Source organism: Streptomyces sp. NPDC042336 (genome assembly GCF_055581985.1).
The window spans coordinates 251,966-277,845 of record NZ_JBVJEA010000007.1 but is presented as its reverse complement, the minus strand read 5'-3'; the positions used below and the strand labels follow the sequence as shown (position 1 = coordinate 277,845).

The following is a 25,880-nucleotide window of genomic DNA, read 5'->3' as shown; positions in this document are numbered from 1 at the left end:
TCGAAGTGACGCGGCACACGCTAGGCACCCCACGACATGGGCACCAATAGATGTTTCTCCACTCCGATATAGAGTCAGTCGATATGGGCACCTTCGATCTCAACCTGGCCCGCGTCTTCGTCCTGCTCTACGAGACCGGCAGCGTCACGGCCACCGCCGAGACGCTCCACGTCACCCAGCCCACCGTCAGCTACAGCCTGGGCAAGCTGCGCCGGCACTTCGACGACGAGCTGTTCCGCCGCAACGGACGCGGCCTGACCCCCACCGCCGGCGCGCGGCGGCTGTATCTGCCGCTCCAGCGCGCGCTGGCGGAGATCGACGGGACGGTCCGCCAGGGCGACGTCTTCGACGCCGGGACCATGTCGGGCCGCTTCACCATCGCCCTGTCGGACCTCGGCGAGGCCACGCTGCTGCCGAGGCTCGTGGCCGCCGCCCGCGAGCGGGCGCCGGGGGTCTCCTTCACCGTCCGCCCCTTCGACGTGGAGGACGCCGAGGGACAACTGCGCCGCGGCGACCTCGACGCGTTCGTGGCCACCCCGGTGATCACCTCGCACCTCACCGTGCGCATCCCGCTCTTCCGCGAGCGCTACGTCCTGATGGTCGCCGCGGACCATCCGCGCGTGCGCGGCGACGCGGTCACGCCGGAGGACCTCGCGGCCGAGCACCACGCGACGGTGTTCGGACCGAGCGGCCACGTCACGCCCAGGGCCCTGCTGGGCGCCCACGGGCTCCTGGAACGGGTGGCCGTGGACGCCACCCGCTTCTCGATGCTGCCCTACCTGCTGGAGCAGACCGACCTGGTGGCCATCGTCCCCGAGTACGTCGGCGAGGTCTTCACGACCTCCCACCGGGTGCGCCTGGTGCGGCTGCCGTTCGAGACCGAGCCCATCGAAATCGCCCTGTACGCGCGCCACGAGTCCTCACGCAGCCCGGCCCAGCGCTGGCTCGTGCAGTTCCTGGCGGAGGTGCTGGGCGAGCAGGTGAGCGCGGCCCAGCTGCCGCCGTCGAGCCGTCGTTAGGATCACCGCCATGACGGCACCGGAACCCACCATCCTCGCCACCTCGGGCGGCCACCGCGCGGGCGGCCGGACCATGGTGGCCTTCGACGCCCTGGTCCACCACGCGGTGGACCTCTCGGGCGCGCACGGCCGACGCCCCCGCGTGCTGTACGTGGGCACCGCCATAGGAGACGCCGAGCACTTCACCGCCCGCATGACGGAGGCCGCCCGCGTCGCCGGGTTCGACCTGACACCGCTGCACCTGTTCCCCATGCCCAACGTCGAGGACGTCGAGGAGACCGTGCTCGCCCAGGACGTCGTCTGGGTCATGGGCGGATCGGTGGCCAATCTGCTGGCCGTGTGGCGCGTGCACGGCCTGGACCGGATCATGCGCAGGGCCTGGGAGGCGGGCGTCGTGCTCAGCGGCGTGAGCGCGGGCTCCCTGTGCTGGTTCCGGGGCGGCGCCACCGACTCCTTCGGGCCCGAACTGCGCCCGGTCACCGACGCGTTGGACTTCCTGCCCTACGGCAACGGAGTCCACTACGACGTCGACCCGGGCCGCCGCCCCCTGATCCACCGCCTCGTCGCCGACGGCACCCTCCCGACGGCCCACTGCACGGACGACGGAGTCGGCCTCGTCTACCGCGGCACCGAACTCGTCGAGGCGGTCACGGAGGTCCCGGGCAAGGGCGCCTACGTGGTCGTCCGCGACGGGGACACGGCGGTGGAGGAGAGGATCGAGCCGCGGGAGCTGCCCGCTCCACGACGGTGAACGGGACAACGCCCCAGCGGCGGAGCCCCGTTGGGTGCGCACCGGCCGTCGTCCACTCGGGCGCGGCATCCGCGTTTGCGGACGCGGTGAGGGGCAAGGCGGTGTCCATGAGCGATCCGAGCAAGGACACGAACAAGAAGCCCACCAGCACGCGGACCGCCGAGTCCAAGGCGCGCGGCGCCGCCGAGAAGACGGCCGCGCCCGCCGCACGGGCGGGACAGGCAGCCGCGGGCAAGGCAGGTGACGCCGCGTCGGCCGCCAAGGCCGGTGCCCGGCGTTCCGCCGAAGCCGCGAACGGCGCCGTGCAGACGGCGGCCAAGAGTGTCGCGGCCGGCCGCCAGGCCGTCGCCACCACCTCGGGGCAGGTCGCGGCCACGGCGAAGACCGCGTGGACGGTCGTCGCCCACCGCAAACTCGTCGCCGCCGGCGTGGGCGCGGGCCTCACCGCCGTGACCGCCGCGTCGTACGCGATGGGCCGGCGCGCCGGACGTCACACGCACGGGCCCCTCACCCGCCTCACCGGCGGCCGGATCTGACACGGCCACCACGCACGGCACCACTCGCCGGACAGGGGAAGATGGGATCGCGAGCGAAGTCCCGACCCAAGCGGAGGAGTGGGCGCATGCAGCACGACCGAGCCGGGAAGCCGGCCGGCCCCGAGGACCTGATCGACGTCGCCCGGCTGGTGACGGCGTACTACGCGCTGCACCCGGACCCGGCCGAGCCGGGGCAGCGCGTGGCCTTCGGAACGTCCGGGCACCGGGGTTCGTCCCTGGTGGCGGCGTTCAACGAGGACCACATCGCCGCCACCAGCCAGGCCATCTGCGAGTACCGCTCGGCACAGGGCACCGACGGCCCGCTGTTCCTGGGCGCCGACACCCACGCCCTGTCCGAGCCCGCGAGGGTCACCGCACTGGAGGTGTTCGCCGCCAACGACGTGAGTGTCCTCATCGACAGCGCGGACGGCTACACCCCCACCCCGGCGGTCTCCCACGCCATCCTCACCCACAACCGGGGCCGCACCTCGGGCCTCGCCGACGGCGTGGTCGTCACCCCCTCGCACAACCCACCCGCCGACGGCGGCTTCAAGTACAACCCGCCGAACGGCGGCCCCGCGGGCTCGGACGCCACCTCCTGGATCCAGGACCGGGCCAACGAGATCATCGCGGCCGGACTGAAGGACGTACGGCGCATCCCCTACGCGCGGGCCCTCGCCGCCCCCGGCACCGGCCGCCACGACTTCCTCGACGCCTACGTCCGCGACCTGCCGAGCGTCCTGGACCTCGACGCGATCCGCTCGGCGGGCGTGCGCATCGGCGCGGACCCGCTGGGCGGCGCCTCCGTCGCGTACTGGGGCCGGATCGCCGAGCAGCACCGCCTCGACCTGACGGTGGTCAACCCGCTCGCCGACCCGACCTGGCGGTTCATGACGCTGGACTGGGACGGCAAGATCCGCATGGACTGCTCGTCGCCGCACGCGATGGCCTCCCTCATCGAGCAGCGCGACCGCTTCACCATCGCCACGGGCAACGACGCCGACGCGGACCGCCACGGCATCGTCACCCCCGACGGCGGCCTGATGAACCCCAACCACTACCTCGCCACCGCCATCGCCTACCTCTACGCCCACCGCACCGACTGGCCCGCCGACGCGGGCGTGGGCAAGACGCTGGTGTCCTCCGGCATGATCGACCGGGTCGCCGCCGATCTCGGCCGCCGCCTGGTCGAAGTACCCGTGGGCTTCAAGTGGTTCGTGGACGGACTGGTCGACGGCTCCCTCGGCTTCGGCGGCGAGGAGTCCGCCGGGGCGTCCTTCCTGCGCCGGGACGGCTCCGTGTGGACCACCGACAAGGACGGCATCATCCTGGCCCTGCTCGCCTCCGAGATCACCGCCGTCACCGGGAAGACGCCCTCCGAGCACTACGCCGCGCTCACCGCCCGGTTCGGTGAACCCGCCTACGCCCGCATCGACGCCCCCGCCACCCGCGAGGAGAAGGCTCGCCTCGCCAAGCTGTCCCCGGCCCAGGTCACCGCCGACACCCTCGCGGGGGAGGCGGTCACCGCCGTGCTCACCGAGGCGCCGGGCAACGGCGCGCCCATCGGCGGCATCAAGGTGACCACCGAGAACGCCTGGTTCGCGGCCCGCCCCTCCGGCACCGAGGACGTCTACAAGATCTACGGCGAGTCGTTCCTCGGCGCGGACCACCTCCGGCAGGTGCAGGACGAGGCCAAGCTCGTCGTCCTCGGTGCCCTGGGCGGCTGACGCCGCGGCGCCGACGCCCTGCGGCGGCCCCCGGGCCGGTCAGCCGCGACCGGCCCGGGGGAGCGCCACCGTCAGGTCGCGGACCTCGTACCCGTCGATGGCCTCCTGGAAGACGACGCGCGGCTCACCGCTCATCCGGACGCCGTCGAGGGCGAACAGGCGGCTGAGGAACACATCGGTCTCCAGGAGGGCGATGTGCGCCCCGGGGCACCGGTGCGGCCCGTCGCCGAAGGACAGCCCCGCACCGACCGCCCCGGCGCGTTCCGGGCGGACGAGCAGCGGGTCCTCGCCCACGGCCTTCGGGTCCGTGTTGGCGTCGTCCAGGAGGACCTCGACGTACTCGCCGGGGCACACGGTCACCGGACCGTCGGGGCAGGGCAGCTCCACCGGCTCGGTGGCCCGTCTGCGCAGCCGTCCGATGACGGGTTCCAGCCGCAGCAGCTCCTGGAGGACGGCGAGGCGCCCGGTCTCGTCCGCCGACCGGTAGTGGCCGAGCAGCTCGGCGTCCGAGAACAGGTGCCAGGCGGCCAGGCACACGAACTCCCGCGTGGTGACCATGCCGGCCGCGGCGAACGTCAGGCACTCACCGAGGATCTCGACGTCCGAGCAGCCCTCCGCGATCAGGTGGGAGATGAGGTCGTCGTGCTCATGGCGCCGGTGCGCGCGGACGGCGGGCCGCACGTCGGCCAGGTGGATGCGCAGCCAGTTGGTGTTCTGCCGCACCAGCCAGTACAGGCCCCGCACACTGGTCAGTCCGGGCTCGCCGAACTCCTGCGGGAAGAACCGCTCCAGCCTGCGGCGGATGCCGGGCCTGCTGTAGCGCAGCCCGACGACCTCGCTCACCACGCCGACGGCCAGCCCGAAGGCCAGATCGGACAGCGGGGCCTCGCCCGCCGAGCGCAGGACGGCCAGCTGTTCCTCCGCGATCCGGACCATCAATGCGCGGTAGTGCTCGTCCACCCGGCGGGGAGTGAAGTAGCGGGCGGTCTGCCTGCGGTGCTCCCGGTGCTCGGGGCCGTCCCGGTACAGCACGGGCCGGCGGACGCGCGGCGGGAGCTTCTCCACCGTCTCGACGCCTAGCCCGGCCTGCACGGTGCCCGCAGTGCGCAGCAGCGCCCGCGCGACGGCGAAGTCGTGCACCCGCCAGGTGCCGTCCGCCGCCCGGTCGACCGGGCACGCAGGCCCGGCCCGTCCCCGGTCGGCCTTCCGCGCGGACGCCTGTCCGTCCTGCGCCACCGTGGCCACCCCCCCAGTCCGGCCGTGCGGCCCCGGCGACCGCCCACGGCCCGACGACGTGGTCAACAGGATCGGCCACCCGCCCGGCGTTGACCAGCCCCGGAATCCGCCTGATCGGACGCCTTCGGACCTGCTGGGGCGCGGCCCGGCGCCGGGGCGGTGATGTTTGCCGGATTCGGGGGTAGACGGGCTGGCGTAACGGTCAAGGCTCAGGAAGAGGGCGGATCGGATGGACGGGGCTGCCCACACGGGGGATCGGCTGAGCGACGTGCCGGTCAAGGTTTCGGCGGAGTACCAGGGCAGGCCCGGCGACATCGCCAGGGGCAGGGAACTGGCCCGGGCGTTCCTGGCGCGCGTGCGCGCGGCCCGGGGGGTCCCGGTGCCCGACCGCACGGTGGAGGTGGTGCAACTGGTGGTCAGCGAGCTGCTGACGAACGCCTGCAAGTACGCGCCCGGCCCCTCGCTGGTCGATCTCGAACTGGCCGAGGACCGGGTGGAAGTCACGGTGTGGGACAGCGCGCCGGTGCTCCCCGTGCCCGAGGCCGCGGACCCCGGCCGGATCGGCCGGCACGGGCTGGAGATCGTCATGGCCGTCTGTCAGAGCTTCGAGGTGCACCGGGAGCCGGTGGGCAAGCGCATGAGGGCCGCGGTGGCCCTCGCCGACGACCTGAACGGCAGGGCCGCCGTAGGCCAGCCCGCCTGACCCACCACCGCACGCGGCGACACCCACCGCCGCACGCGGCACACCCACCGCCGCACGCGGCACACCCACCGCTGCACGCGGCACACCCACCGCTGCACGCGGCACACCCACCGCTCTGAGCGGCGCCACGCCACTGCCCTGGACGGCGCCGGGCCTCCGTCCTGAACGGCTCGGCGCTCTCGGCCATCGGTCTGCCCCGCCGACGCATTGGGGTGGCGATGCCGGCCGGCCTGTGCGGCGACGCGTCACTGGTCTGGCGGCAGCATGCCTCCCCGTGTGCGGAGGCAGTGGCCACACGTCTCCGGCGTGGACGGCGCGGAGGCTCTCGGCCGGTCCTTCTGCCTCGCCGACGCACCGGCGCGGCGCGCGGCGATGCGCCGCTGCCCCACCCGCACCGCGCTTCCCCGGGTGGTGACACGCCTTGGCCGTTGCGCGGTGACGGGCCCTTGGCCTGAATGGCGCGGAGGCTCTAGGTATCGGCCTGCCCGCCGACGCATCGGCGCGGCGCGCGGCGATGCCCGTCGGCCTGTGCGGCGACGCGTCACTGGTCTGGCGGCAGCATGCCTCCCCGTGTGCGGAGGCAGCGGCCGCACGTCTCCGGCGTGGACGGCGCGGAGGCTCTCGGCCGGTCGGCCTGACCCGCCGCGCGCGGCAACGCGCCGCTGCCCCGCACCCGCGGGGGGCGGGCACACGCCACCCGGGAGTGCGGCGACGGCAACTGGCGCGGAGTCGCCATCTCACCGAGTCGCCGTCCTCCGCCCGAAGCCGCACTCGGCGCAGCACCTGTCAACAGCCCCGGGCGCCCGTCCGTCACCCTGGGGCAGCCCCCGCTGTACGCAGCGGCCCCGGGGCTACCGGCCGTCCGGCCGATGGGCCCCGGCGCGGAGGCGGTACACGACCGAGCGGCGCAGTGGGCTGCCCTCGGGGATCTCCGGGTCGTCGAAGTCGTCGGCCGGGTCGTAGGTCATGCCGAGGCGGTCCATCACGGCCCGCGAGCGCAGGTTGCCGGCCGCGGTCACCGCGAGCACCTCCGGCAGGCCGAGGGCGTCGAAGGCGTGGGTCACCGCGGCCCGCGCGGCCTCGGTGGCGTAGCCGTGGCCCCAGGCCGGGCGGGCCAGGCGCCAGCCCGCCTCCACTCCGGTGAACGGCATGCCGTCCTCCACGGGATCGAGCCCGGCGAAGCCGATGAACTCGCCGGTGGCGGCGATCTCCACCGCCCACCAGCCCCAGCCCCGCCGGTCGAGGCCGGCCTGGAAGCGGGCCACGGACGCCTCGCTCTGCGCCCGGGTCAGCACCTCCGGGAAGTACTCGCGGACCACCGGGTCGGCGTTCATGGCCGCCCATGGGTCCAGGTCGGAGGTCCGCCAGTCGCGGAGTACGAGACGATCGGTTCGCAGTTCGGGCATCACGCGAAGGTACGGGGTCCGGCCCGGCGGAGCTACCGGATTACTGCCCGGGACCTCCCCCTTCGGCCGCGCTGAGCGGTTCATCCCCGCCCGCCGGGGGAACCTGGCGGGATGGACGGCATCGGAAGGCTGTGAGGCTCGTGACGTCAGGCTGGGCGGGCCACCCGGACGGCGAGGAACCAGGGCACGACGCGGGGGACGGTGCGGACGGCGCACCGGAGCCGGCGGAGCCCGACTTCTCCCGCGCCGTCCTGCGCGCCCTCGGCGCCGGCGTCCTCACCCTCGGCCCCACCGCCCGGATCACCTCGGTGAACCCTTGGGCCGAGCACCTGCTGGGACGGTCGGAGCGGGAGATGCTCGGGCACGACGCGCACGACCTCCTGCACCGGCATGCCGACGGCACCCCCGTGCCTCGCGAGCGCTGCGCGCTGCGCCGACCCCTGCACGGAGTGCCCGCCGAGGAGGGGAGCGACGAGTACTTCCAGCGGGCCGACGGCACCACCGTCCCCATCATCTGGGCCACCACCCCCCTCGTCCGCGGCGGACGGCAGGAAGGCCTGGTGCTCGTCTTCCACGACTTCAGCCTGCACCGCAGCGCCGCCGAGGAGACCGAGGCGCGGACCACCGCGCTGGAGAACCTCACCGCCCAGCTGCACCTGGTCGCCGAGATCTCCACCGTGCTGGTCCCCACCGAGCGCACCTCCACCACCCTGCGCCGCCTCGTGCGGCTGCTCGTGCCGGAACTGGGCCAGTGGGCGGCCGTCGACGTCTGGCCGGGCCAGTCGGGCGTACTGGAACGGGTGGCCGTCCGCAGCAGCGACCAGCCGGACCGGGCCAGACCACTGCGCGGGCCCATGACCTCGCTGCCGGACCAGGCCCGCGCCGCGCTGACCCTGCTCATCAAGGGCGACCGGCCCGTCCCGCTCAGCGCCGAGCAGCTGTTCCACGACCCCGAGCACCCCCTCGCCGCCACCCACCGGGTGCTGTTCGAACGCCTCGGCGGCCACGCGGCCGTGGTCGTCCCCCTCCGTACCCGGCAGCGGTCCTACGGAATCCTGACCGTGGCCCGCGCGGGGGAGCGCCCCGCCCACACCGAGGCCGAGGTCGCCCTGCTGGCCGACATCGGCCGCCGCGTCGGCATGGTCCTGGACCACGCCCGCCTGTACCACGAGCAGCAGAACGTCGCCGAGACCATGCAGCGCCAGCTCCTGACCCCGCTCCCGCAGGTCGACCACCTCCGCATGGCCGCCCGGTACTGGCCCGCCGAGAGCGCCATGGAGGTCGGGGGCGACTGGTACGACGCCTTCCTGCTCGGCGACGGCGTGATGGCCCTGGTCATCGGGGACGTGGTCGGACACGACCTGCAGGCCGCCGCCCACATGGCCGAGGTCCGCAACATGCTGCGCGCCCTCGCCTGGGACCACCAGGAGCCGCCCAGCGTGATCATGCGCCGCCTGGACGAAGCCGTGACCAACACCAGCGACGCGCCCATGGCCACCCTCGTCTTCGCCCGCGTCGAAGGCGCCGAGGGCGGCCCCTGGCGGCTGCACTGGGTGAACGCCGGACACCCCCCGCCCCTGCTGATCACGCGGGAGGGCGCAACGCGCTTCCTGGAGGGCGGCCACGGCCCGCTCATCGGCATGAGCGCCACCCTGCGCCTCGGCCTGGACTGGCCCGACACGCGCGAGGACCTCCCGCCGGAGAGCATCCTGCTGCTCTACACCGACGGTCTGGTGGAGAGCCGGGACCGCCCCATCGACGTGGGCATGGACCAGCTCCGCCACCACGCCGGTGTACTGGCCGGACGGGTGGACAGGTGGAGCGTCGACGACTTCTGCGACGAACTGCTCGCGCGCATCGCGCCCCGCGGGGACGACGTCGCCCTGCTCGCCCTGCGCCTGCCCGCCGCCGGCATGGGCGCCCCCGGCGACACCGAGCCGCCCCCGCCGCCCCAGTCCGGGCAGAGCGAGGCCGCCCCCGAACGGGCCGCTCCCGGCTCCCTGCGCCAGGAGGCCGAGGTGCAGGACCCGACCCACACGGACCCGGGGGAGTAGCCGGACCCGGGGAAGCGGCGGCCCGGGGCACTCCGCCGACGGGGGTGACGGGGCGTCGCGGGGTGACACCCCGTCCGGACCGGCCCAACTCCGCGGCTACCCAGACGTGTTGGTGACCCCCCACGCGGCGTTGCCGGTACCCGGACGGACGGGGTGTTCACCCGGCTGAGCGCCTTGAGTGGTGCGAGACGTGCGGCGGGCTGACGGTGATTCACGTCGGGACCGGGTCACCTCAGCTGACGAAGCACCAGCTGCCCGGTCGTGACGGAAGGAACCACAGATGCGTTCTGCTCGCATGCTCCTGACCACGGCGGCGGCCTCGGCCGTCTTCGTCCTCGGCGCTCCCGGTGCCTACGCGGCGGCCGGTGGCGACTGGGACCACGACGACTCTTCCTACAGCAAGGAGCACGACAACGGAAGCAAGCACGACGAGCCGCGCGGTGGAATGCACACCGGCGGTGGCGCGCTCGCCGCGGTGAGCGAGGGCGACTGGGACGGCGGCGGCAGTGAGTCCGGCGGCAAGGAGCAGGACAACGGCAGCAAGCACGACAACGGCGGCAAGCACGACGAGCCGCGCGGTGGAATGCACACCGGCGGTGGCGCGCTCGCCGCGGTGAACGAGGGCGACTGGGACGGCGGCGGCCGTGACTCCGGCGGCCGCGAGTCCAAGGAAGGCGGCTCGCAGACCTACCAGCAGGACGAGGGCGAGAGCTCCAGGGGCGGTGGCGAGCACGAGAAGCCGCGCGGTGGCATGCACACCGGCGGTGGCGGCCTGTCCACGCCGACCACGACCGCAGGCGGGCTGGCCGTCCTCGCCGTCGCCGCGACCGGCATGTACGCCGTCCGACGCAAGAAGTCGGCTCACGGAGTGGCGTAAGCCGTGCCGGGCGCGATAGCAGCCGGGCCGCCACCCAGGAATCACGGGGCGGCCCGGCTCGCTCCCCCTCGCCCACCGTGTCCGCCCCGCCGCCGTGCCCCAGTGAGGTCGTCCCCGATGTCAGTCCCCCCTTCCGCCCCCGCCGACGACGAGACGACGACCGGTCAGGGTTCCCGCTCGGGCCTGATGGTGCTGTGCGCCGTGGCCCTGCTGATCCTCGCGGTGAGCCTGGTCGGCGGCAACGACACGTCCACCGACTCCGCCCGCCCCCCGCTGCCCGCCCACCCCGGCACGACCGCCTCGTCCGCCCCGCCCGCGACCGGTGCGCCGGGATCCGGCCTGCCCCGGTCGAAACCGGTGCGCCTGCTGATCCCGGAGATCTCCGTCGACGCCCCCTTCACCGACCTCGCCATCGGCGACAAGGGGCAGCTCCAGCCACCGCCGGCCGGCGACACCAACCTCGTCGGCTGGTACGCCAAGGGCGTCTCCCCCGGTGAGAAGGGCACCTCGATCATCGCCGGGCACGTGGACACGAAGACGTCGGCCGCCGTCTTCGCCCGTCTCGACCAGCTCGACAAGGGCGACAAGTTCCAGGTCCGGCGCGCGGACGGGCGCGAGGCGACCTTCGTGGTCGACAGCCTGGAGACCTACGCCAAGGACGAGTTCCCCAGCGACCGCGTCTACGGCGACGCCGACCGGCCCGAGGTACGGCTCATCACCTGTGCGGGCGACTACGACCACAAGGTCAAGGACTACACGGACAACCTGGTCGTCTTCGCCCACCTCGCCTGACGCCGCGCGCCCGGCCGTCCGCGGTGCCGGTCACCCGCGCAGTGCACACCGGTCGCGCGCCGTCGGGGCCGGGCACAGGATCGAGGCAAGCCGGCGTGGCATCACCGCGGCCGACGTTCAGTTCCGCCCCCGCGAAGGAGATGTGCGCAGGATGACCACCACCTCCACCCCCGCTTCCGAACCGCTGACGCGATCGCTGTCGCACCAGGTCTCCCAGTCCGTGTTCGACGGCTCCCGCCTGAGGGTCATCCTGCTGGTGGAGGTCTACGACGGAGCCCAGCAGCAGTTCCTGGAGACGTACGAGAACCTGCGCAGCCACGTCGAGTCCGTCCCCGGACACATCGGCGAGCAGCTGTGCCAGTCCATCGAGAACCCCTCCCAGTGGCTGATCACCAGCGAGTGGGAGAGCGCACCGCCGTTCCTGAACTGGGTGAGCAGCGAGGAGCACGTGCGGATGGTCAAGCCGCTGCACAGCTGTGTGCGGGACACCAGGTCGCTCCGCTTCCACGTGGTCCGCGAGACCGGCCGTCCGGCGGCCGGCGCCGATGCCGCCCGGGGCGGACTGCAGGCCGCGCCGCGGGTCGGCGACGGCGTCATCCGGCACGCGCTCACCTTCACGGTGAAGCCGGGCAGCGAGGAGGCGGTCGGCAAGATCCTCGCCGACTACGCCTCCCCCGAGCCGCGGGTCGACGACACCACGCGCCTGTGCCGTACGTCCCTGTTCCTGCACGGCAACCGGGTGGTGCGGGCGATCGAGGTGCGGGGCGACCTGCTCGCCGCGCTGCGGCACGTGGCCGAACAGCCCGAGGTGCGGGCCGTCGAGGAGGCCATCAACCCGTACCTGGAACAGGACCGGGACCTCGGCGACCCGGAGTCCGCCCGGGTGTTCTACACGCGGGCGGCGCTGCCCGCCGTCCACCACGTGACCGCGGGTCAGCAGCGGGGCGAGGCGCAGCGGCACGCGCTGTCGTACCCGGCCCGGCCGGGCTGCGGCATGCGGCTGGCCCAGCTGCTCGCCGAGCACGACGAGGCGGCGGCCAGAGACGCGAGCAGCCGCGTCCTGTGCAGCACGATCTTCCAGCGCGACGACGTCGTGGTGCGGCTGGTCGACGTACGCGGAGACCTCCACGAGGGCGATCCGGCGGTGGCCCTCGGTCTTGCGGACGCCGGCCCGGTGTCCGAGCTGACGACCCTCCTGGACGGCTTCACGGACGCCGGTTCCCCGACGGGCGGCGGGCTCGTCCGCGCGCTGGAGGGCGCCAGGATGGAGCTGGTCACCGACCGGCGCGCGCCGGACGCCTGAAAGACCCGCGCACGCGTCGGCCGCCGCACCGCCACAGGGCGGTCCGGCGGCCGACGCGTGCGCGTCCTGGGTCGGCTCACTCAGGCACGGTGCAGTCGAAGGCGTGCAGGTACGGGTTGACCGGGCGGATGTCGTCGATGACGAGCCCCGCCTCGGTCAGCCGCCCGACCATGCTGTCGGTGGTGTGCTTGGCGCCGCCGACGTTGAGGAGCAGCAGCAGGTCCATGGCGGTGCTGAACCGCATCGAGGGCGTGTCGTCGACGAGGTTCTCGATGACGACGACCCGGGCGCCCGGGCCGCCGGCCGCCATGACGTTGCGCAGCGCGCGGGCCGTGCTGTCGTCGTCCCACTCCAGGATGTTCTTGATGACGTACACGTCGGCCCGCACCGCAATGGCCTCGCGGCAGTCGCCCGGCACGATGCGGACGCGGTCCGCGAGCGCACCGCCCTCGCGCAGCCGGGGGTCGGCGTTCTCCACCACCCGCGGCAGGTCGAGCAGGGTGCCCTGCATGGCGGGGTACTTCTCCAGGAGGCTCGCCACCACGTGCCCCTGGCCGCCGCCGATGTCGGCGACCGAGCTGCTCCCCGACAGGTCGAGGAGCGCGGCGACGTCCTGGGCCGACTGCCGGCTGGACGTCGTCATGGCGCGGTTGAAGACCTCGGCCGACTGGGGCGCGTCCTCGTTGAGGTAGGTGAAGAACTCCTTGCCGTACAGGCCCTCGACGACGTTGGAGCCGGTGCGCACCGCCTCGTCGAGCAGGGGCCAGGCGTCCCAGGTCCACGGTTCGGTGCACCACAGGGTGATGTTGCGCAGGCTGTGCGGGTCGTCCTCGCGCAGCAGGCGGGACATGTCGGTGTGCGCGAACGTCCCGTTCTTGTGCTCGGTGAAGACGCCGTAGCAGGTCAGGGCGCGCAGCAGCCGGCGCAGCGGCTTGGGCTCGGTCTTCACCGCGGCCGCGAGGTCCTCCACGGCCATGGGGGTGTCGCCGAGCGCGTCGGCGACGCCGAGCCGTGCGGCCGCGCGGAGGGCGGCGGCACATGCCGCCCCGAACACGAGTTCCCTCAGCCGCATGGGCGGGGGTGGGGCAGTCTGTGCGGTCGTCATGTGCCGCTTTCCTTCCTTCTTCGGTCCATGGGCCCTTTGCGGTCCACGGGGGATTACGGCCGGCTCAGCACAGGCCCGCGGGCTTGGAGGCGCCGCAGGTGTTGCCGGTGAAGGTGTTGCTCTTGCCGGTGTCGCCGGTCCCGGCGTTGACCAGGTCGGCGGGGGAGTTCTCGCGCAGCCGGTTGCCGTTGACCTCGTTCTTCGAGTTGGCGGTGCCCACCATGCTCGCGGCCAGGACGATGCCGCCCGACATCGACGACTTGCCCGCGTTGCCCTCGACCGTGTTGTCGGCGACCAGGACCTTCTCGACGCCGGTCAGGACGATGCCGGAACCCTGGAGCGCCTCCAGCCGGTCGGTCTTCGGACACGACTTGTTGTTGCGCACGACGCGGTTGTCCCGCACGACCAGGTCACCGGCCTTGGGCGCGTTCTCGTCGCCGACGACGAAGACGCCGGCGCAGTTGCCGGTGATGTCGTTGCCCGCGACGGCGAGGTTGCGCAGGCGCCGGACGGTGACGCCGATCCGGTTGCCCTCCAGCCGGTTGTGCGCGACGAGGGTGCCCTCGGTGTCGGCGGCGCCTTCCTCGGCCTTGATGTTGTTGGCGAGGAAGACACCCGCGTCGCCGTTGTCGCGGGCGGTGTTGCCGCGGATGATGCCGTGGACCGACCGCTCCTGGGCGATGCCCCAGACGCCGTTCTTCACCGCGTTCACGTTCCGGACCGTCAGCCCGTCGGTGGCCATCGAGAACACACCGGTACGGGTGAACCCGGTGACCGTCAGGTCGGAGACGGTGACGCCCTTGACGTTCTTGTCCTTCGTGCCGATCACGCAGATGCCGTTGCCGCCCTCGGCGCACGTGTTGTCGGCCGCCTTCTGGGTGCTGGGCATGACGACCGTGGAGCGGCCCATGCCCCGCAGGGTGAGACCGGGGGTGCTCACCTTCACGCTCTCGCGATAGGTGCCGGTGGTGACGAGCACGGTGTCGCCCGGCTTGGCGGCGTCGACCGCCTTCTGGATCGATTCCCCGGGGTGGACCAGGTGGGTCCTGGGGACGGAGGACGCCGGGGCCGCGCCGAGCCCCGTCCCGATCATGGCTGCGGTGCACACCAGGTACACGACATGGCATTTCTTCATATTGCGCACGTTATGCCCGAATTATTCGACCGGAGGCGGGATAAGCCATCCGACGGCGTGTCACGAAAGACCGTTGAACCGCCGTCCAGTGGCAACCTGGGCGGCATGGGCAAGACCGCGCTGATCGTCATCGACATGATCAACACCTACGATCACCAGGACGCCGAGTTCCTGATCCCCGCCGTGGAATCCGTACTGCCGAACGTGACCGGCCTGCTGGACCGGGCGAGGCGGCAGGGCGTCCCCGTGATCTACGTCAACGACAACTTCGGGGAGTGGCGCTCGCACCACGGCGAGATCCTCGACAAGGCCCTCTCCGGGCCGCACTCCCGGCTCGTCGAGCCGCTGAAGCCCGACGAGTCCTCCCTCTTCGTGGTCAAGGCACGCCATTCGGTGTTCTTCGAGACGCCGCTGACCTATCTGCTCCACCAGCAGGGGATCGACCGGCTTGTGCTGTGCGGGCAGGTGACCGAGCAGTGCGTGCTCTACTCGGCGCTGGACGCCCATATCCGCCATCTGCAGGTCATCGTCCCGCGGGACGCGGTCGCCCACATCCACGCCGACCTGGCGGACGCGGCGCTGCGCATGATGGAGCGGAACATGGGCGCCCGGGTGTGCGACAGCGGCGAGTTGTGGACGTGAGCCGGCCCGCCGCCGCGACGGCGGCGGGCCGCGCGCCCGGCGTCAGCCGCGCAGGCTGCGTACGGGCAGCAGGATCTGCGCCGCCGAGGAGAGCGTGTCCTCGTGGTTGGCGAAGGCGGCGACCGCCTCGCCGTCGCCGGGCTCGCCCCCGGACCAGGGGCGGGTGGCGAAGATGAGACAGGCGTACCCACGCCGGTCGACCGCAGCACGCCACTGCCCGGTGGGCACGAACTGGGCGTTGACCCCCGGCATGGTGAGAGCCGCCGCGCCCGGTACGACGAGCAGGCCGATCGGCAGGCCGGGCAGGACGGTGGCGTCCAGGACGGTGTCGCCGCCCACCGCCACCCCGGAGCGGCTCAGCAGCCCCTCGACGGCGGCCGGGGTCGCCTCCGGGCCGCCCTCCCCGTCGCCGAGCGAGCAGGCGAGGAGGAAGGGGACGTCGCCGGCGGGCGTCTCACGGCTCCAGGACATGATGACGAGGGTGCCGAGGTCGGCGGTTCGCAGGGGGCGCGGGTCAGTGGAGATCGAGGTCACCGCGAAACGGTAAGCGCGCGCGGCGACGCACCCGCCCGGCCGTCACCCGACTGGACGACACCGTCGCGCTTCTTCACACGAACGAGGGGCGCTCCCCGGGCGGTCAGTGCCGCGACAGCCGCCCGCGGATGTCGTCGAAGTGCCGGTGCACGGCCGTCTCCGCGGCCTCGGCGTCACCCGAGCGCACGGCCTCGACGATCCTGGCGTGCATCCGGGCCAGTTCCTCGCCGTCGGCCGCCGCGCCGAGCCCCCGCGCCTGCGCGCGCACCCGGTGGAAGGCGCTCCAGAAGGCGTCGAGCAACTCGCTGAGCAGGTCGTTGTCCAGCGAGCGGTGCAGCACCCGGTGGAAGGCGCGGTCGGTGCGGGCCGCGATCTCGCCCTCCTCGCGCACCTCCCTGTGCATCGTCTCCACCAGCGCGTCCAGCTCGGCCAGGTCCTCGTCGGGCAGCCGGCCGGCGAGCTGGTGCATGAGCCCCGCCTCCAGTGCCTCGCGCAGTTGCAGCAGTTCGAGCAGGCTGCCCCGGCCCCGGCGGTGCCCGACCACCGTGCGGAAGGCCATGGCCTCCGTCATCGGCTCCAGCGACATGGTCCCGACATAGGTCCCGAAGCCGCGCCGGATCTCGACGATGTGCATGGCCTGGAGGGACTTGAGCGCCTCCCGCAGCGAGTTGCGGCTGACGCCGAAGCGCTCCATCAGCTCCGTCTCGGTGGGCAGCGGGTCGCCCGGGCCGAGGCCCTGTTCGACGATCAGCTCCTTGATCTTCTCCTCGGCGTCGGCGGCGACCGAGCGCATCCGGCGTCCCCTCTCGACCCTTGACATCCCCTGCTCTGCCATGTGTCACTCTAACAGGACGTGGGACATCCTACGTCCCTCGCCATCAGGGCCTAGGCGCGCTGCTGCCCGCCGCCGTCCCGGGACGAGAGCAGCACGACATGGAGTACCGCATGCCCATCCCCACGCCGCTGAGCGGCGTCGTCCCCCCGGTCATCACCCCCCTCACCCCCAAGGGGGAGGTGGACACCGCCTCCGTGCGCCGGCTGACCGAGCACCTGATCGCGGCCGGTGTGCACGGCCTGTTCCTGCTGGGCTCCAGCGGCGAGGCCGCCTACCTCACCGACGCCCAGCGGCTGACCGCGCTGGAGAGCGCCGTGGACGCCGCCGCGGGCCGCGTCCCCGTCCTCGCCGGGATCATCGACACCACCACGGCCCGGGTCCTGGACCGGGCGGCCGACGCGGTCCGGGCGGGCGCCGACGCGCTCGTGGCCACGGCGCCCTTCTACACCCGCACCCATCCCGTGGAGATCGCCGACCACTTCCGACGCGTGCGCGAGGGCGCCGGCCTGCCGTTGTTCGCCTACGACATCCCGGCCGCCGTGCACACCAAGCTGCCCCGCGACGTGGTCCTCGACCTGGCCGGCGACGGCACCCTCGCCGGGCTCAAGGACTCCAGCGGCGACGAGGGCTCCCTGCGCCGCCTGCTGGTCGAACTGCGCCGCCGCACCCCCGGCTTCACCGTGCTCACCGGCTCCGAGCTGACCGTCGACGGCGCGCTGCTCGCCGGCGCCGACGGAGTCGTGCCCGGCCTCGGCAACGTCGACGCCCATGGCTACGTACGCCTCTACGCGGCCGCCCGGGCCGGGGACTGGGCCGGCGCCAGGGCCGAACAGGACCGGCTCGCGGCCCTGTTCGCCCTCACCGACGCGGGCGACCCGGCGCTGATGGGCGGCAGCTCCAGCGCGCTCGGTGCCTTCAAGGCCGCCGCCCACCTGCTGGGCCTCATCGACTGCCCGGCCACCGCCGCACCGCAGGTACCGCTCGACGCGCCCGCCGTCGCCCGGGTCCGCGACCGGCTCACCGAGGCCGGACTCCTGTGACCCCCTCGGGACCGGCCGGGTGACCGCCGGCCCGGTCCCGCCCAGCCCCGTCCCCGACGCGCGTCTTCCCACCCGCATTGGATCGCCATGTCATCTGCGCGCACCACCCCGACCTCCCCGCCCTGGTACCGCGAGATCACCCGGGAGAAGTGGAAGTCCTTCTTCGCCGCCTGGATCGGCTACCTCCTCGACGGCTTCGACTTCGTCCTCATCACCCTCGTCCTGACGGAGATCGCCGACGACTTCGGACTGTCGGCCGTCGAGTCCGCCAGCCTCGTCTCGGGAGCCTTCATCACCCGCTGGCTCGGCGGCGCGGTGCTGGGCGCGCTCGGTGACCGGTTCGGTCGCAAGAGCGCGATGGTGGCCAGCATCCTGCTCTACTCGGTCGGCACCTTCGCCTGCGGCTTCGCCTGGGACTACACCAGCCTGTTCACGGCCCGTCTGCTGATCGGCATGGGCATGGCCGGCGAGTACAGCGCCAGCGCCACCTACGTGCTGGAGAGCTGGCCCGCCCGGCTGCGCAACCGTGCCTCCGGCTTCCTCATCTCCGGCTTCTCGCTGGGCGGCGTCCTGGCGGCCGAGGTCTACGAGCACGTGGTGCCCGGGCACGGCTGGCGCTGGCTGTTCTACATCGGCCTGTTCCCCGTCCTGGTCGCCCTGTGGGTACGCCGGGCGCTGCCCGAGGCCGACGACTGGGAGGCGCGGGTGGGGGCCACCGGTGAACGGCCCAACCCCTTCCGGCCGCTGTTCGCGGGCCGCCGCCGGGCGACGGTCAACACGGTGCTCGCGGTCGTCGCCACCGGCTCGCTCTTCGCCGTGTTCACTCCGCTCGGCGCGGGCGCCGTGCCCGTCCTGTCGGTCCTGGCGACGGCCTGTCTCCTCGCCTTCGCGGTGCAACTGGGCGGCCGCAGGCGATGGGTGCTGTTCGTCGCGCTCTGCGTCACCGTCTTCTGCGCCTTCCTCTACAGCTGGCCGGTCCAGGCACTGCTGCCCACCTACCTCAAGACCGAGCTGGGCTTCACCCCGGCACAGGTCAGCGACGCGCTCTACTACGCCGGGTTCGGCACGATGGCGGGCTGCGTCGTCACCGGCTTCGTCGGCGACCGGTTCGGCACCCGCAGGGCGTACGCCTGCACCCTGGTGGTGGGCATCGCCTTCGTCTTCCCCGTCTTCGCCGTCCGGGACAGCCAACTCCAGCTGGGCATCCTGCTGTTCCTGATGCTCGCGTGCATGCAGGGCATCTCCGGGCTGCTGCCCAAGTACATCGCCGGGCACTTCCCGACCGAGACCCGGGCCGCGTCCCTGGGCTTCACCTACAACGTCGGTGCGCTGGGCGGCGCCGTCGCCCCGGTCCTCGGCGCCAGGCTGGCGTCGACCATGTCCCTGGGCCAGTCGCTCGCCGTACTCACCTTCTCGCTGACCCTGGTGGTGATCCTGCTGATCGGCTTCGACGTCCCGAGCCGCCTGAACCGGCTCGTCGACAAGGAGGCGGTCCCGGACTACCTCGCCGCCCAGGCGGCGGTGCCGGAGGGAGCGGAGCGCGTACGGTCGGCGCCGTGAGACGGGTGACGAACGGGGGACATGTGTGCTCCGACTGGCGCAAGACGCGACCGCCGGTGCGGCGGCGGGCGATCACCTGATGTATCAGTCTTCGTATGATCTGTAGACGAAATGATCGTCAGAGCGACGTGCGCGGTTCGCGTGGCCGCAGGATCCGCACCGCCGCGGTGACCCTGGTCGCCGCGACCGCCCTCGGCACGACCGGCGAAGCGGTGGCCGCGCCGTCGGTGCCGCTGCGTACCGACTGGGACGCCATCGCCGCGTGCGAGTCCAGCGGCAACTGGCAGGCGAACACCGGCAACGGCTACTACGGCGGGCTCCAGTTCGCACGGTCCAGCTGGATCGCGGCCGGCGGCCTCCAGTACGCCCCGCGTGCCGACCTCGCCAGCCGCGCCGAGCAGATCGCCGTGGCGGAACGCCTGGCCCGTATGCAGGGGATGTCCGCCTGGGGCTGCGCCTGACGGGGGAGCGGAGCGGCGGCCCCCTGACGTCGCGTACGCCGAGACGCCCCGGGCCGCCGCCCGCCCTCAGCGGACGAGTTCCGCGGCGGGCCGCGGCAGGCCGTAGTGCTCGCGCAGCGTGGCGCCGTCGTAGGCGGTGCGGAACAGGCCCCGCTCCCGCAGGACCGGCACCACCTGGTCGGCGAAGAGGTCGAAGCCCCCGGTCAGCCAGGGCGGCATGACGTTGAAGCCGTCGGCCGCCCCGTGCTCGAACCACTCCTGGATCTGGTCGGCGACCTGTTCGGGGGTCCCGGTCACCACGCGGTGGCCGCGGGCGCCCGCGAGACGGTGCAGCAGCTCGCGCACGGTGGGCTGTTCACGGTCGATGATGTCCAGGACCAGCCGGAAGCGGCTGCCGTTGCCGCGCTCGCCCCGGGTCTCGATGAGCTGCCGGGGCACGGGACCGTCCAGCTCGGCGGCGCTCAGCTCCAGGCCCAGCAGACGTCGGAGCAGCTGGAGCGAGTACTCGGGCTGGGTGAGTTCGTCGAACTCCTTGTGCAGCGCCCGCGCCTCCGCCTCGGTCGAACCGATGAAGGGGCTGATGCCGGGCAGGACGAGCAGCCGGTCCGGGTCACGGCCCAGTGCCGCGGCCCGCGCCTTGAGGTCGGCGTAGAACTCCTGGCCGCCGCGGAGCGTCTGGTGGGCCGTGAACACGGCCTCGGCGTACGCGGCGGCGAAGGAGCGGCCGTCCTCGGAGGACCCCGCCTGCACGTACACCGGGCGGCCCTGCGGGGAGCGGGGGAGGTTCAGGGGCCCGCGCACCCTCAGCCGGCGGCCCGTGTGGTTGATCTCGTGGATGCGGTCGGTGTCGGCGAACACGCCGGACTTCTGGTCGGCGACGAGCGCCTCGTCCTCCCAGCTGTCCCACAGCTTCGTCACCACCTCCACGAACTCCCGTGCGCGCTCGTAGCGTTCGGCGTGCACCGGGTGCTCTTCGAGGCCGAAGTTCCCGGCGGCCTGCGGGGCGCCGGTGGTGACGATGTTCCAGCCCGCCCGGCCCGAGCTGAGGTGGTCGAGGGAGGAGAACAGCCGGGCCAGGTTGTACGGCTCCGTGTACGTGGTCGAGGCGGTGGCGATCAGGCCGATGCGTTCGGTGGCCGCGGCCACGGCCGACAGCCAGGTGAACGGTTCGAGCCGGAAGCGGCTGGCGTAGCGCACGTTGTCCGCCAGGGACGGGCCGTCGGCGAAGAACACGGCGTCGAAGGCCGCCGCTTCCGCCCGGCGGGCGAGTTCCTGGTAGAAGCCGATGTCCAGGATGCGCTCCGGGTCGGTGCCGTGGTAACGCCAGGCGGCCTCGTGGTGCCCGCCCGGGTAGACGAACAGGTTCAGACGCAGGCTCCGGGCGCTCATGCCGCCTTCTCCTCCTCGGTGCCGTCGGCGTTCTCGGTGATGTCCACTCCCAGGTGGGCGAGCAGCCGGCCGCGCAGGGCCGCGTAGGCGGTTCCGCCGTGGTGGCGCGGTGCCGGGAGCTCCACCGGAAGGTCGGCCGCGATCCGGCCCCGGTCCAGGACCACGACCCGGTCCGCGAGCGTGATGGCCTCGTCGACGTCGTGGGTGACGAGCAGTACGGCGGGCCGGTGCCGCTCGCACAGCCGCCGCAGCAGGGTGTGCATCCGCGTGCGGGTCAGCGCGTCCAGCGCGCCGAACGGCTCGTCGGCGAGCAGCAGTTGCGGCTCGCGCACCAGGGAGCGGGCGAGCGAGACCCGCTGCTGTTCACCGCCCGAGAGCTCCACGGGCCAGGCCCGTTCGCGCCCGGCGAGCCCGACCTCGGCGAGCGCGTCGCGTCCCCGGTCCCCGGCCGAGGGACCGGACAGGCCCAGCACGACGTTGTCGAGCAGCTGCTTCCAGGGCAGCAGCCGTGCGTCCTGGAAGACGACGGACACGTGCTCGGGGGCGGTCAGGTCGCCGCTGCCCGCCACCTCGTGGTCGAGCCCGGCCAGGGCGCGCAGCAGCGTGCTCTTGCCGGAGCCGCTGCGGCCGAGGAGCGCCACGAACTCACCCGGCGCGATGGACAGGTCGAGCCCGTCCAGCACCCTGCGGTCGCCGAAGGACCGCACCAGGTTCTCGATGCGGACCGCCGCGCGGTCCCCGGTCGCGTTCAGCCCGCCAGCGTGCGCCGCCATGACAGGGCCCTCCTCTCCACGAGCCGTACGAGTGCGTCGGAGACCAGGCCGAGCAGGCCGTACACGACGAGACCGACGATGATGACGTCGGTCTGCCCGTACGTCCGCGCCAACTCCATCATGTAGCCGATGCCGCTGGTGGCGTTGACCTGCTCCACCACCACCAGGGCCAGCCACGCCGAGGTCACCGCGAAACGCATGCCGAGCAGGAAGCCGGGTAGGGCGCCGGGCAGGACGACGTGCCGGACGAAGGCGAACCGGCCCAGGCGTACCGTCTCGGCGAGTTCCGCGTAGCGGCTGTCGATGGTGCGCAGCCCGTTGTGCGTGTGGATGTAGACCGGTACGAGAACACCGAGGGCGATCGTGACGACCTTCATCGTCTCGCCGATGCCGAACCAGAGGATCAGCAGCGGGATCAGGGCGAGTGAGGGAATGGACCGCTTGATCTGCACCGGGCCGTCGATCACCGCCTCGCCCACCCGGCTGAGCCCCGAGACGAGGGCGAGCACCAGCCCGGCCGCGACCCCGAACAGCAGGCCCAGCAGCGCGCGTTGGGCCGAGGTGCCGAGATGGGACTGGAGCTTGCCGCTGTCCAGGAGGTCCCCGGCGGTGCCGGCGATGGTCCACGGTGCGGGCAGGCTGCGGACGTCGAACAGGCCGAGCCCCGAGCCCGCCGCCCACAGGGCGAGCAGCAGCACCGGTCCGATCGCCCAGCCGTACGGGACGGGCCTGCCGGGGCCCGGGCGCCTGCGGCGGGAGCGGTGGGGACGGACCGCGGCCGGTGCGGGCGGCGGGGCCGGTGGCGCCTGCTTCTCGAAGGTCGTGGTGCTCATGACGACGTCCCTTCACCGGCGACGGCCCGTGCGGCCACCGCCTCGTAGCGGCGGTCGAAGAGCAGACCCGCGTCGAAGGGCTCGCGGTCCTGTTCCTCGGCCAGCAGGTCGATGGTCTGCTGCTGCCGGTGGATGGCCTCGGTCCAGTCCGCGGGAAGGTCCGGATGGCCGGCTCGCCGCACGAGGTACTCGCCGTCCTCGCGGTCCAGGCCCTGGTCCTTGACGTAGTAGCCCGTGACCCATTCCGCGGGGTGCTTGTCGATCCATGTCTGCGCCCGCGCCCAGAACTTCACGAGTTCGCGGACGGCCGCCGACTTCTGAGCGTCGGCGACGGAATCGGTCAGCGCCCACAGGTGTGCCGGGTCGTCCCGGAGCCCGTGCTTGATGGTCGAGCCACCCTCCTTGCCGTAGTTGGCCAGATAGCGCTTGATGTTGACGTCCGCGATGGGAGCGGCGTCCACCTGGCGGTTCCCCAGCGCGGTGGGATAGACGTCACCGGTGCTCGCGAGTTCGACCAGCTCGACGTCCTGCTGGGTGAGCCCGGCCTTCTTCAGGATGCGCAGGACCAGAGCGCCCTGGGCCTGCCCCGGGCTGTAGGCGATCTTCTTCCCGCGCAGGTCCGCGAGGGTCCTGATGCCGGAGCCCGGGGCCGTGCCCAGTTCGTAGATGGGGTTCTTGAGCGGATCGGCGCGGAACTTCACCGCCACGAGCTTGGTGTCGAGGCCCGTCCAGTGGGCGTTGATCGACGGGATGTCCGCGGCCGAGCAGACGTCGAGGGCGTCGGCGCGGAAGGCCTCCGAGCACTGGGGACCGCCGCTGATGTTGGCCCACTTCACCTTGAAGGGCAGTCGGTCGATCTGCCCCGACAGTTCGAGGGCGACCTTGAGGTCGGGCGCCCCGACCGTGAGCGTGGTGTCGCGGGCGACCGCGGCCGGGATCCGCTCGTCCGAGACGTCCCTGCCGTCCGTCGCGGACCGGGCCGGGGTCACGCAGGAGGCGAGGGCGAACGGGAGGGCCAGGACGGCCAGGACGGAGAGGCGCCGGAATCCGGGCATGGGTGTGCGAGAGGTCATGACGGCCTTCACGGGATACGGGAGAAAGGGGCAGCCGGGCGGTGGAAGTTCAGCTACACACCGCGGTGGCGACGCGCATCAGATCGATGGCGCGCCGCTTCGTGAACTGCCGGGATGTCCGCATGCCGTGGACGCTAACCAGGGGGTGAAACCCGGTCAAGGCCTACCGGTCGGCTCCGCCGGGAGTGCAACGACACCTTCGTGGGCGTGTCATGTTCCGGAAACGCGGCGGCCCGAGTAGGCCGACCAGCGGCCGTCGCGCCGGGCCACCGTGATGTCCCGGCCGAAGCAGGCGGTCAGCAGGGAGTCGGTCAGGACCTCGTCCACCGCACCCCGGGAAAGGATCCGGCCCTCGCGCAGCAGCAGGGCGTGGCTGACGGCGGGGAACAGCTCCTCCAGATGGTGGGTGACCGTCACGGTGGCCAGCTGCGGCCTCCCCTCGGCCAGTTGGTGCATCGCCTCGACGAGGTCCTCGCGAGAGGGCAGGTCCAGGGCGTTGAACGGCTCGTCCAGGAGCAGCAGGGCGGGGTCGGCCATCAGGGCCCTGGCGATCAGGACCCGCGCGCGCTGGCCGCCCGAGCAGACGCCGTAGGGCCGGTCGGTCAGCTCCTTGACGCCCAGCTCGGTCAGGAGGTCGCGGGCACGCAGGCGGACCTCCTCGTCGTACGTCCGCCACAGGGGCTGCACGGTGCCGCTGTGGCCGGTGAGCACGACCGCGTGGGCGGTGAGGTCCTGGGGCACCCGCTGGGCGGAGTTGACGTGGCCGATGCGTGCCCGCAGCTCACGGACGTCCACCCGGCCGAGCAGGCTGCCGAGGACCTCGACGGTGCCCGTGGTGGGGTGCATGAGCGCGCCCAGCAGCCGCAGCAGGGTGGTCTTCCCGGCGCCGTTGGCGCCCAGCAGCGCCCAGTGCTCGCCCGGCCGGACCGTCCAGTCGACGGCGTCGAGGATCAGCTGGTCGGTCGTGAAGCGGCGCACGCTCACGTCCTGGAGCCGGAGCACGGCCGCCTCGGGCTCGTCCATCCGGGAGCTGGCTGTCTGACCGGTCATGCCGTGACTCCTTCGCGCGCGCCGCACCCCTCGGCCGTTCACCGCGAACAGTAGATGTACTCACCACACGGCTGCCGGGCCGTCCGCTTTCTGGACGGTGAGCGGCGGTCTCGGAGGCGGTGACGGCACTCGGGGCGACGAGCGCGCGGTCCCGCGCCCGCCTCCGTGGTGACCGGGGCGGGCGCGGGACCGGCGCCGCAGGGCGGGGAGGGGTCAGACGCCCGCCACCGACTGGATCCAGGAGCGGTAGGCGGTCACATTGGTGTAGGCCGTGGTGCTCTGCCGGTCGCTGGTCGAGGCGACGCCCACCTGCACGCCGCCGGCCGTCATCGGACCGCCGGAGTCGCCGCCCGCGGTGATGCCGTCGACGGGACGGGCACATATCGCCTGACCGTAGTAGGCGTCGTAGCAGCCCTGGGTGACGCTCACATTGGCGACCTTGAGGTACTGGGACTGGCAGTTGATCTCCGAGCCGCACCGGGAGGTCGCTCCCCAGCCGTAGACCTGCACGGTCTGGCCGACCCGCACCGTGCCCGGCTGGCCGAGCCGCGCGTAGGAGGCGGAGACGGAGCGGTCGAGCCGGACCAGGGCGAGGTCGGCGGAGGGGCTGGTGACGGTCTGGACGCCGTTCGCCACCGTGCCGCCGGAGCCCTGGTCGAGGCTGCCGATCCGGAACGACAGGTTGCCGCCGCTGACGCAGTGCTTGGCGGTGAGGATCCAGATGGGGGAGATGATGGTCGAGGTGCAGGTCTGGGTGCCGTTGGAGAACAGCCTGGCCGCCCAGGGCGCGTTCTGCGCGTAGCCGCCGCCGATGATCGGCTGGGGGCCGCCGTCACCGGGCCGGGGCTCCACCGCCGAGGCGGACGGCGCGAGGGCGAGGGCGGACAGCAGCGCGGCCACGAGCGCGGCCAGCAGGGTGGGGACGGGTCTCGTTGTTCGCAAGGCTTCTCGATTCCGACGACACGCGCCTGGGCGCGTGCGGGTGTGTGGGGGCGCCCACAGCATGCCGGGCCCGGCCACCGGCCGGACAATCCCGGCTTCGCATA

Annotated in this window: 26 protein-coding genes; 13 read left to right on the top strand and 13 right to left on the bottom strand. The window is 72.9% G+C overall.

What is annotated here, in order from left to right:
- Positions 1-83: 83 nt before the first annotated feature.
- The 4 genes from ACZ6IM_RS18135 to pgm all read left to right on the top strand — a co-directional run bounded on the left by ACZ6IM_RS18135 (position 84) and on the right by pgm (position 4,033).
- On the top strand, positions 84-1,019 hold the full coding sequence (locus ACZ6IM_RS18135; protein WP_052840346.1) for a LysR family transcriptional regulator: 936 nt from the start codon (positions 84-86) through the stop codon (positions 1,017-1,019).
- A 10-nt stretch (positions 1,020-1,029) separates the two neighbouring features.
- Positions 1,030-1,770 carry a Type 1 glutamine amidotransferase-like domain-containing protein gene (locus ACZ6IM_RS18130; protein WP_052840345.1) on the top strand — a complete coding sequence of 247 codons (741 nt, stop codon included), beginning with the start codon at positions 1,030-1,032 and terminating at the stop codon, positions 1,768-1,770.
- Positions 1,771-1,877: 107 nt separating this feature from the next.
- Positions 1,878-2,306: a hypothetical protein gene (locus tag ACZ6IM_RS18125; RefSeq protein ID WP_052840344.1), complete on the top strand. Its 429-nt coding sequence runs from the start codon at positions 1,878-1,880 to the stop codon at positions 2,304-2,306.
- Positions 2,307-2,392: 86 nt separating this feature from the next.
- The gene (gene pgm, locus ACZ6IM_RS18120) at positions 2,393-4,033 is read left to right on the top strand and encodes a phosphoglucomutase (alpha-D-glucose-1,6-bisphosphate-dependent) (protein ID WP_052840343.1); all 1,641 of its coding nucleotides are present in this window, start codon (positions 2,393-2,395) and stop codon (positions 4,031-4,033) included.
- A 39-nt stretch (positions 4,034-4,072) separates the two neighbouring features.
- Here pgm and ACZ6IM_RS18115 read toward each other — a convergent pair whose 3' ends face one another.
- On the bottom strand, positions 4,073-5,269 hold the full coding sequence (locus tag ACZ6IM_RS18115; RefSeq protein ID WP_469557498.1) for a cytochrome P450: 1,197 nt from the start codon (positions 5,267-5,269) through the stop codon (positions 4,073-4,075).
- Between the two features lie 229 nt (positions 5,270-5,498).
- Between ACZ6IM_RS18115 and ACZ6IM_RS18110 the strand changes: the two genes are divergently transcribed.
- Entirely contained in the window at positions 5,499-5,972 is a 474-nt protein-coding gene (locus ACZ6IM_RS18110; RefSeq protein ID WP_469557496.1) for an ATP-binding protein, read from the top strand.
- An 851-nt stretch (positions 5,973-6,823) separates the two neighbouring features.
- Here ACZ6IM_RS18110 and ACZ6IM_RS18105 read toward each other — a convergent pair.
- Positions 6,824-7,378, bottom strand: coding sequence for a GNAT family N-acetyltransferase (locus ACZ6IM_RS18105; RefSeq protein ID WP_052840341.1), 555 nt, complete (start codon positions 7,376-7,378; stop codon positions 6,824-6,826).
- A gap of 140 nt (positions 7,379-7,518) precedes the next feature.
- Here ACZ6IM_RS18105 and ACZ6IM_RS18100 point away from each other — a divergent pair, with 140 nt between their 5' ends.
- The 4 genes from ACZ6IM_RS18100 to ACZ6IM_RS18085 all read left to right on the top strand — a co-directional run bounded on the left by ACZ6IM_RS18100 (position 7,519) and on the right by ACZ6IM_RS18085 (position 12,404).
- Complete coding sequence (locus ACZ6IM_RS18100) at positions 7,519-9,432, top strand: SpoIIE family protein phosphatase (RefSeq protein WP_469557495.1); 1,914 nt, start codon at positions 7,519-7,521, stop codon at positions 9,430-9,432.
- A gap of 280 nt (positions 9,433-9,712) precedes the next feature.
- Entirely contained in the window at positions 9,713-10,309 is a 597-nt protein-coding gene (locus ACZ6IM_RS18095; RefSeq protein WP_469557493.1) for a hypothetical protein, read from the top strand.
- Between the two features lie 117 nt (positions 10,310-10,426).
- Positions 10,427-11,101, top strand: a complete 675-nt coding sequence (locus ACZ6IM_RS18090) for a class F sortase (RefSeq protein ID WP_469557491.1) — start codon at positions 10,427-10,429, stop codon at positions 11,099-11,101.
- Positions 11,102-11,252: 151 nt separating this feature from the next.
- The gene (locus tag ACZ6IM_RS18085) at positions 11,253-12,404 is read left to right on the top strand and encodes a SchA/CurD-like domain-containing protein (protein WP_052840338.1); all 1,152 of its coding nucleotides are present in this window, start codon (positions 11,253-11,255) and stop codon (positions 12,402-12,404) included.
- A 76-nt stretch (positions 12,405-12,480) separates the two neighbouring features.
- On the opposite strand, the gene ACZ6IM_RS18080 is transcribed toward ACZ6IM_RS18085, so the two are convergent.
- Together ACZ6IM_RS18080 and ACZ6IM_RS18075 are read right to left on the bottom strand one after the other, a co-directional pair.
- Positions 12,481-13,509 (bottom strand): methyltransferase, encoded by a 1,029-nt coding sequence (locus tag ACZ6IM_RS18080; protein ID WP_052840337.1) that lies wholly within the window; start codon positions 13,507-13,509, stop codon positions 12,481-12,483.
- 64 nt (positions 13,510-13,573) lie between these two features.
- Complete coding sequence (locus ACZ6IM_RS18075) at positions 13,574-14,644, bottom strand: right-handed parallel beta-helix repeat-containing protein (RefSeq protein WP_052840336.1); 1,071 nt, start codon at positions 14,642-14,644, stop codon at positions 13,574-13,576.
- 105 nt (positions 14,645-14,749) lie between these two features.
- Here ACZ6IM_RS18075 and ACZ6IM_RS18070 point away from each other — a divergent pair, with 105 nt between their 5' ends.
- Positions 14,750-15,286 (top strand): cysteine hydrolase family protein, encoded by a 537-nt coding sequence (locus ACZ6IM_RS18070; RefSeq protein WP_052840335.1) that lies wholly within the window; start codon positions 14,750-14,752, stop codon positions 15,284-15,286.
- A gap of 42 nt (positions 15,287-15,328) precedes the next feature.
- On the opposite strand, the gene ACZ6IM_RS18065 is transcribed toward ACZ6IM_RS18070, so the two are convergent.
- Positions 15,329-15,820, bottom strand: coding sequence for a DUF5949 family protein (locus ACZ6IM_RS18065; RefSeq protein ID WP_052840334.1), 492 nt, complete (start codon positions 15,818-15,820; stop codon positions 15,329-15,331).
- Positions 15,821-15,923: 103 nt separating this feature from the next.
- A complete protein-coding gene (locus ACZ6IM_RS18060) occupies positions 15,924-16,613 on the bottom strand; it encodes a FadR/GntR family transcriptional regulator (RefSeq protein WP_052840333.1) in 690 nt (229 codons plus the stop codon).
- Positions 16,614-16,765: 152 nt separating this feature from the next.
- Between ACZ6IM_RS18060 and ACZ6IM_RS18055 the strand changes: the two genes are divergently transcribed.
- From ACZ6IM_RS18055 to rpfE, 3 genes are all read left to right on the top strand, one after another.
- On the top strand, positions 16,766-17,695 hold the full coding sequence (locus ACZ6IM_RS18055; RefSeq protein ID WP_052840442.1) for a dihydrodipicolinate synthase family protein: 930 nt from the start codon (positions 16,766-16,768) through the stop codon (positions 17,693-17,695).
- Positions 17,696-17,782: 87 nt separating this feature from the next.
- Entirely contained in the window at positions 17,783-19,255 is a 1,473-nt protein-coding gene (locus tag ACZ6IM_RS18050; RefSeq protein ID WP_052840332.1) for a sialate:H+ symport family MFS transporter, read from the top strand.
- A 95-nt stretch (positions 19,256-19,350) separates the two neighbouring features.
- On the top strand, positions 19,351-19,716 hold the full coding sequence (gene rpfE, locus ACZ6IM_RS18045; RefSeq protein ID WP_052840331.1) for a resuscitation-promoting factor protein RpfE: 366 nt from the start codon (positions 19,351-19,353) through the stop codon (positions 19,714-19,716).
- Between the two features lie 66 nt (positions 19,717-19,782).
- On the opposite strand, the gene ACZ6IM_RS18040 is transcribed toward rpfE, so the two are convergent.
- From ACZ6IM_RS18040 to ACZ6IM_RS18010, 7 genes are all read right to left on the bottom strand, one after another.
- Complete coding sequence (locus ACZ6IM_RS18040) at positions 19,783-21,105, bottom strand: LLM class flavin-dependent oxidoreductase (protein WP_469557488.1); 1,323 nt, start codon at positions 21,103-21,105, stop codon at positions 19,783-19,785.
- Positions 21,102-21,878 carry an ABC transporter ATP-binding protein gene (locus ACZ6IM_RS18035; RefSeq protein WP_469557486.1) on the bottom strand — a complete coding sequence of 259 codons (777 nt, stop codon included), beginning with the start codon at positions 21,876-21,878 and terminating at the stop codon, positions 21,102-21,104. The genes ACZ6IM_RS18040 and ACZ6IM_RS18035 overlap by 4 nt, the downstream gene beginning before the upstream one ends.
- Positions 21,854-22,711 (bottom strand): ABC transporter permease, encoded by an 858-nt coding sequence (locus ACZ6IM_RS18030; protein WP_469557484.1) that lies wholly within the window; start codon positions 22,709-22,711, stop codon positions 21,854-21,856. Before ACZ6IM_RS18030 ends, ACZ6IM_RS18035 begins: the two co-directional genes overlap by 25 nt.
- Positions 22,708-23,784 carry an ABC transporter substrate-binding protein gene (locus ACZ6IM_RS18025; protein ID WP_469557482.1) on the bottom strand — a complete coding sequence of 359 codons (1,077 nt, stop codon included), beginning with the start codon at positions 23,782-23,784 and terminating at the stop codon, positions 22,708-22,710. Before ACZ6IM_RS18025 ends, ACZ6IM_RS18030 begins: the two co-directional genes overlap by 4 nt.
- A gap of 49 nt (positions 23,785-23,833) precedes the next feature.
- Positions 23,834-23,908, bottom strand: coding sequence for a putative leader peptide (locus ACZ6IM_RS18020; RefSeq protein ID WP_352146619.1), 75 nt, complete (start codon positions 23,906-23,908; stop codon positions 23,834-23,836).
- Positions 23,909-23,994: 86 nt separating this feature from the next.
- Positions 23,995-24,834, bottom strand: coding sequence for an ABC transporter ATP-binding protein (locus ACZ6IM_RS18015; protein ID WP_052840326.1), 840 nt, complete (start codon positions 24,832-24,834; stop codon positions 23,995-23,997).
- A 213-nt stretch (positions 24,835-25,047) separates the two neighbouring features.
- Positions 25,048-25,776: a S1 family peptidase gene (locus ACZ6IM_RS18010; protein WP_469557480.1), complete on the bottom strand. Its 729-nt coding sequence runs from the start codon at positions 25,774-25,776 to the stop codon at positions 25,048-25,050.
- Between the last annotated feature and the right edge of the window lie 104 nt (positions 25,777-25,880).

Coding starts and splice junctions, on each gene's coding strand:
- ACZ6IM_RS18135 (WP_052840346.1), top strand. CDS start 84: ATGGGCACCTTCGATCTCAACCTGGCCCGCGTCTTCGTCCTGCTCTAC.
- ACZ6IM_RS18130 (WP_052840345.1), top strand. CDS start 1,030: ATGACGGCACCGGAACCCACCATCCTCGCCACCTCGGGCGGCCACCGC.
- ACZ6IM_RS18125 (WP_052840344.1), top strand. CDS start 1,878: ATGAGCGATCCGAGCAAGGACACGAACAAGAAGCCCACCAGCACGCGG.
- pgm (WP_052840343.1), top strand. CDS start 2,393: ATGCAGCACGACCGAGCCGGGAAGCCGGCCGGCCCCGAGGACCTGATC.
- ACZ6IM_RS18110 (WP_469557496.1), top strand. CDS start 5,499: ATGGACGGGGCTGCCCACACGGGGGATCGGCTGAGCGACGTGCCGGTC.
- ACZ6IM_RS18105 (WP_052840341.1), bottom strand. CDS start 7,378: ATGCCCGAACTGCGAACCGATCGTCTCGTACTCCGCGACTGGCGGACC.
- ACZ6IM_RS18095 (WP_469557493.1), top strand. CDS start 9,713: ATGCGTTCTGCTCGCATGCTCCTGACCACGGCGGCGGCCTCGGCCGTC.
- ACZ6IM_RS18090 (WP_469557491.1), top strand. CDS start 10,427: ATGTCAGTCCCCCCTTCCGCCCCCGCCGACGACGAGACGACGACCGGT.
- ACZ6IM_RS18085 (WP_052840338.1), top strand. CDS start 11,253: ATGACCACCACCTCCACCCCCGCTTCCGAACCGCTGACGCGATCGCTG.
- ACZ6IM_RS18080 (WP_052840337.1), bottom strand. CDS start 13,509: ATGACGACCGCACAGACTGCCCCACCCCCGCCCATGCGGCTGAGGGAA.
- ACZ6IM_RS18075 (WP_052840336.1), bottom strand. CDS start 14,644: ATGAAGAAATGCCATGTCGTGTACCTGGTGTGCACCGCAGCCATGATC.
- ACZ6IM_RS18070 (WP_052840335.1), top strand. CDS start 14,750: ATGGGCAAGACCGCGCTGATCGTCATCGACATGATCAACACCTACGAT.
- ACZ6IM_RS18060 (WP_052840333.1), bottom strand. CDS start 16,613: ATGCGCTCGGTCGCCGCCGACGCCGAGGAGAAGATCAAGGAGCTGATC.
- ACZ6IM_RS18055 (WP_052840442.1), top strand. CDS start 16,766: ATGCCCATCCCCACGCCGCTGAGCGGCGTCGTCCCCCCGGTCATCACC.
- ACZ6IM_RS18050 (WP_052840332.1), top strand. CDS start 17,783: ATGTCATCTGCGCGCACCACCCCGACCTCCCCGCCCTGGTACCGCGAG.
- rpfE (WP_052840331.1), top strand. CDS start 19,351: ATGATCTGTAGACGAAATGATCGTCAGAGCGACGTGCGCGGTTCGCGT.
- ACZ6IM_RS18040 (WP_469557488.1), bottom strand. CDS start 21,105: ATGAGCGCCCGGAGCCTGCGTCTGAACCTGTTCGTCTACCCGGGCGGG.
- ACZ6IM_RS18035 (WP_469557486.1), bottom strand. CDS start 21,878: ATGGCGGCGCACGCTGGCGGGCTGAACGCGACCGGGGACCGCGCGGCG.
- ACZ6IM_RS18030 (WP_469557484.1), bottom strand. CDS start 22,711: ATGAGCACCACGACCTTCGAGAAGCAGGCGCCACCGGCCCCGCCGCCC.
- ACZ6IM_RS18025 (WP_469557482.1), bottom strand. CDS start 23,784: ATGACCTCTCGCACACCCATGCCCGGATTCCGGCGCCTCTCCGTCCTG.
- ACZ6IM_RS18015 (WP_052840326.1), bottom strand. CDS start 24,834: ATGACCGGTCAGACAGCCAGCTCCCGGATGGACGAGCCCGAGGCGGCC.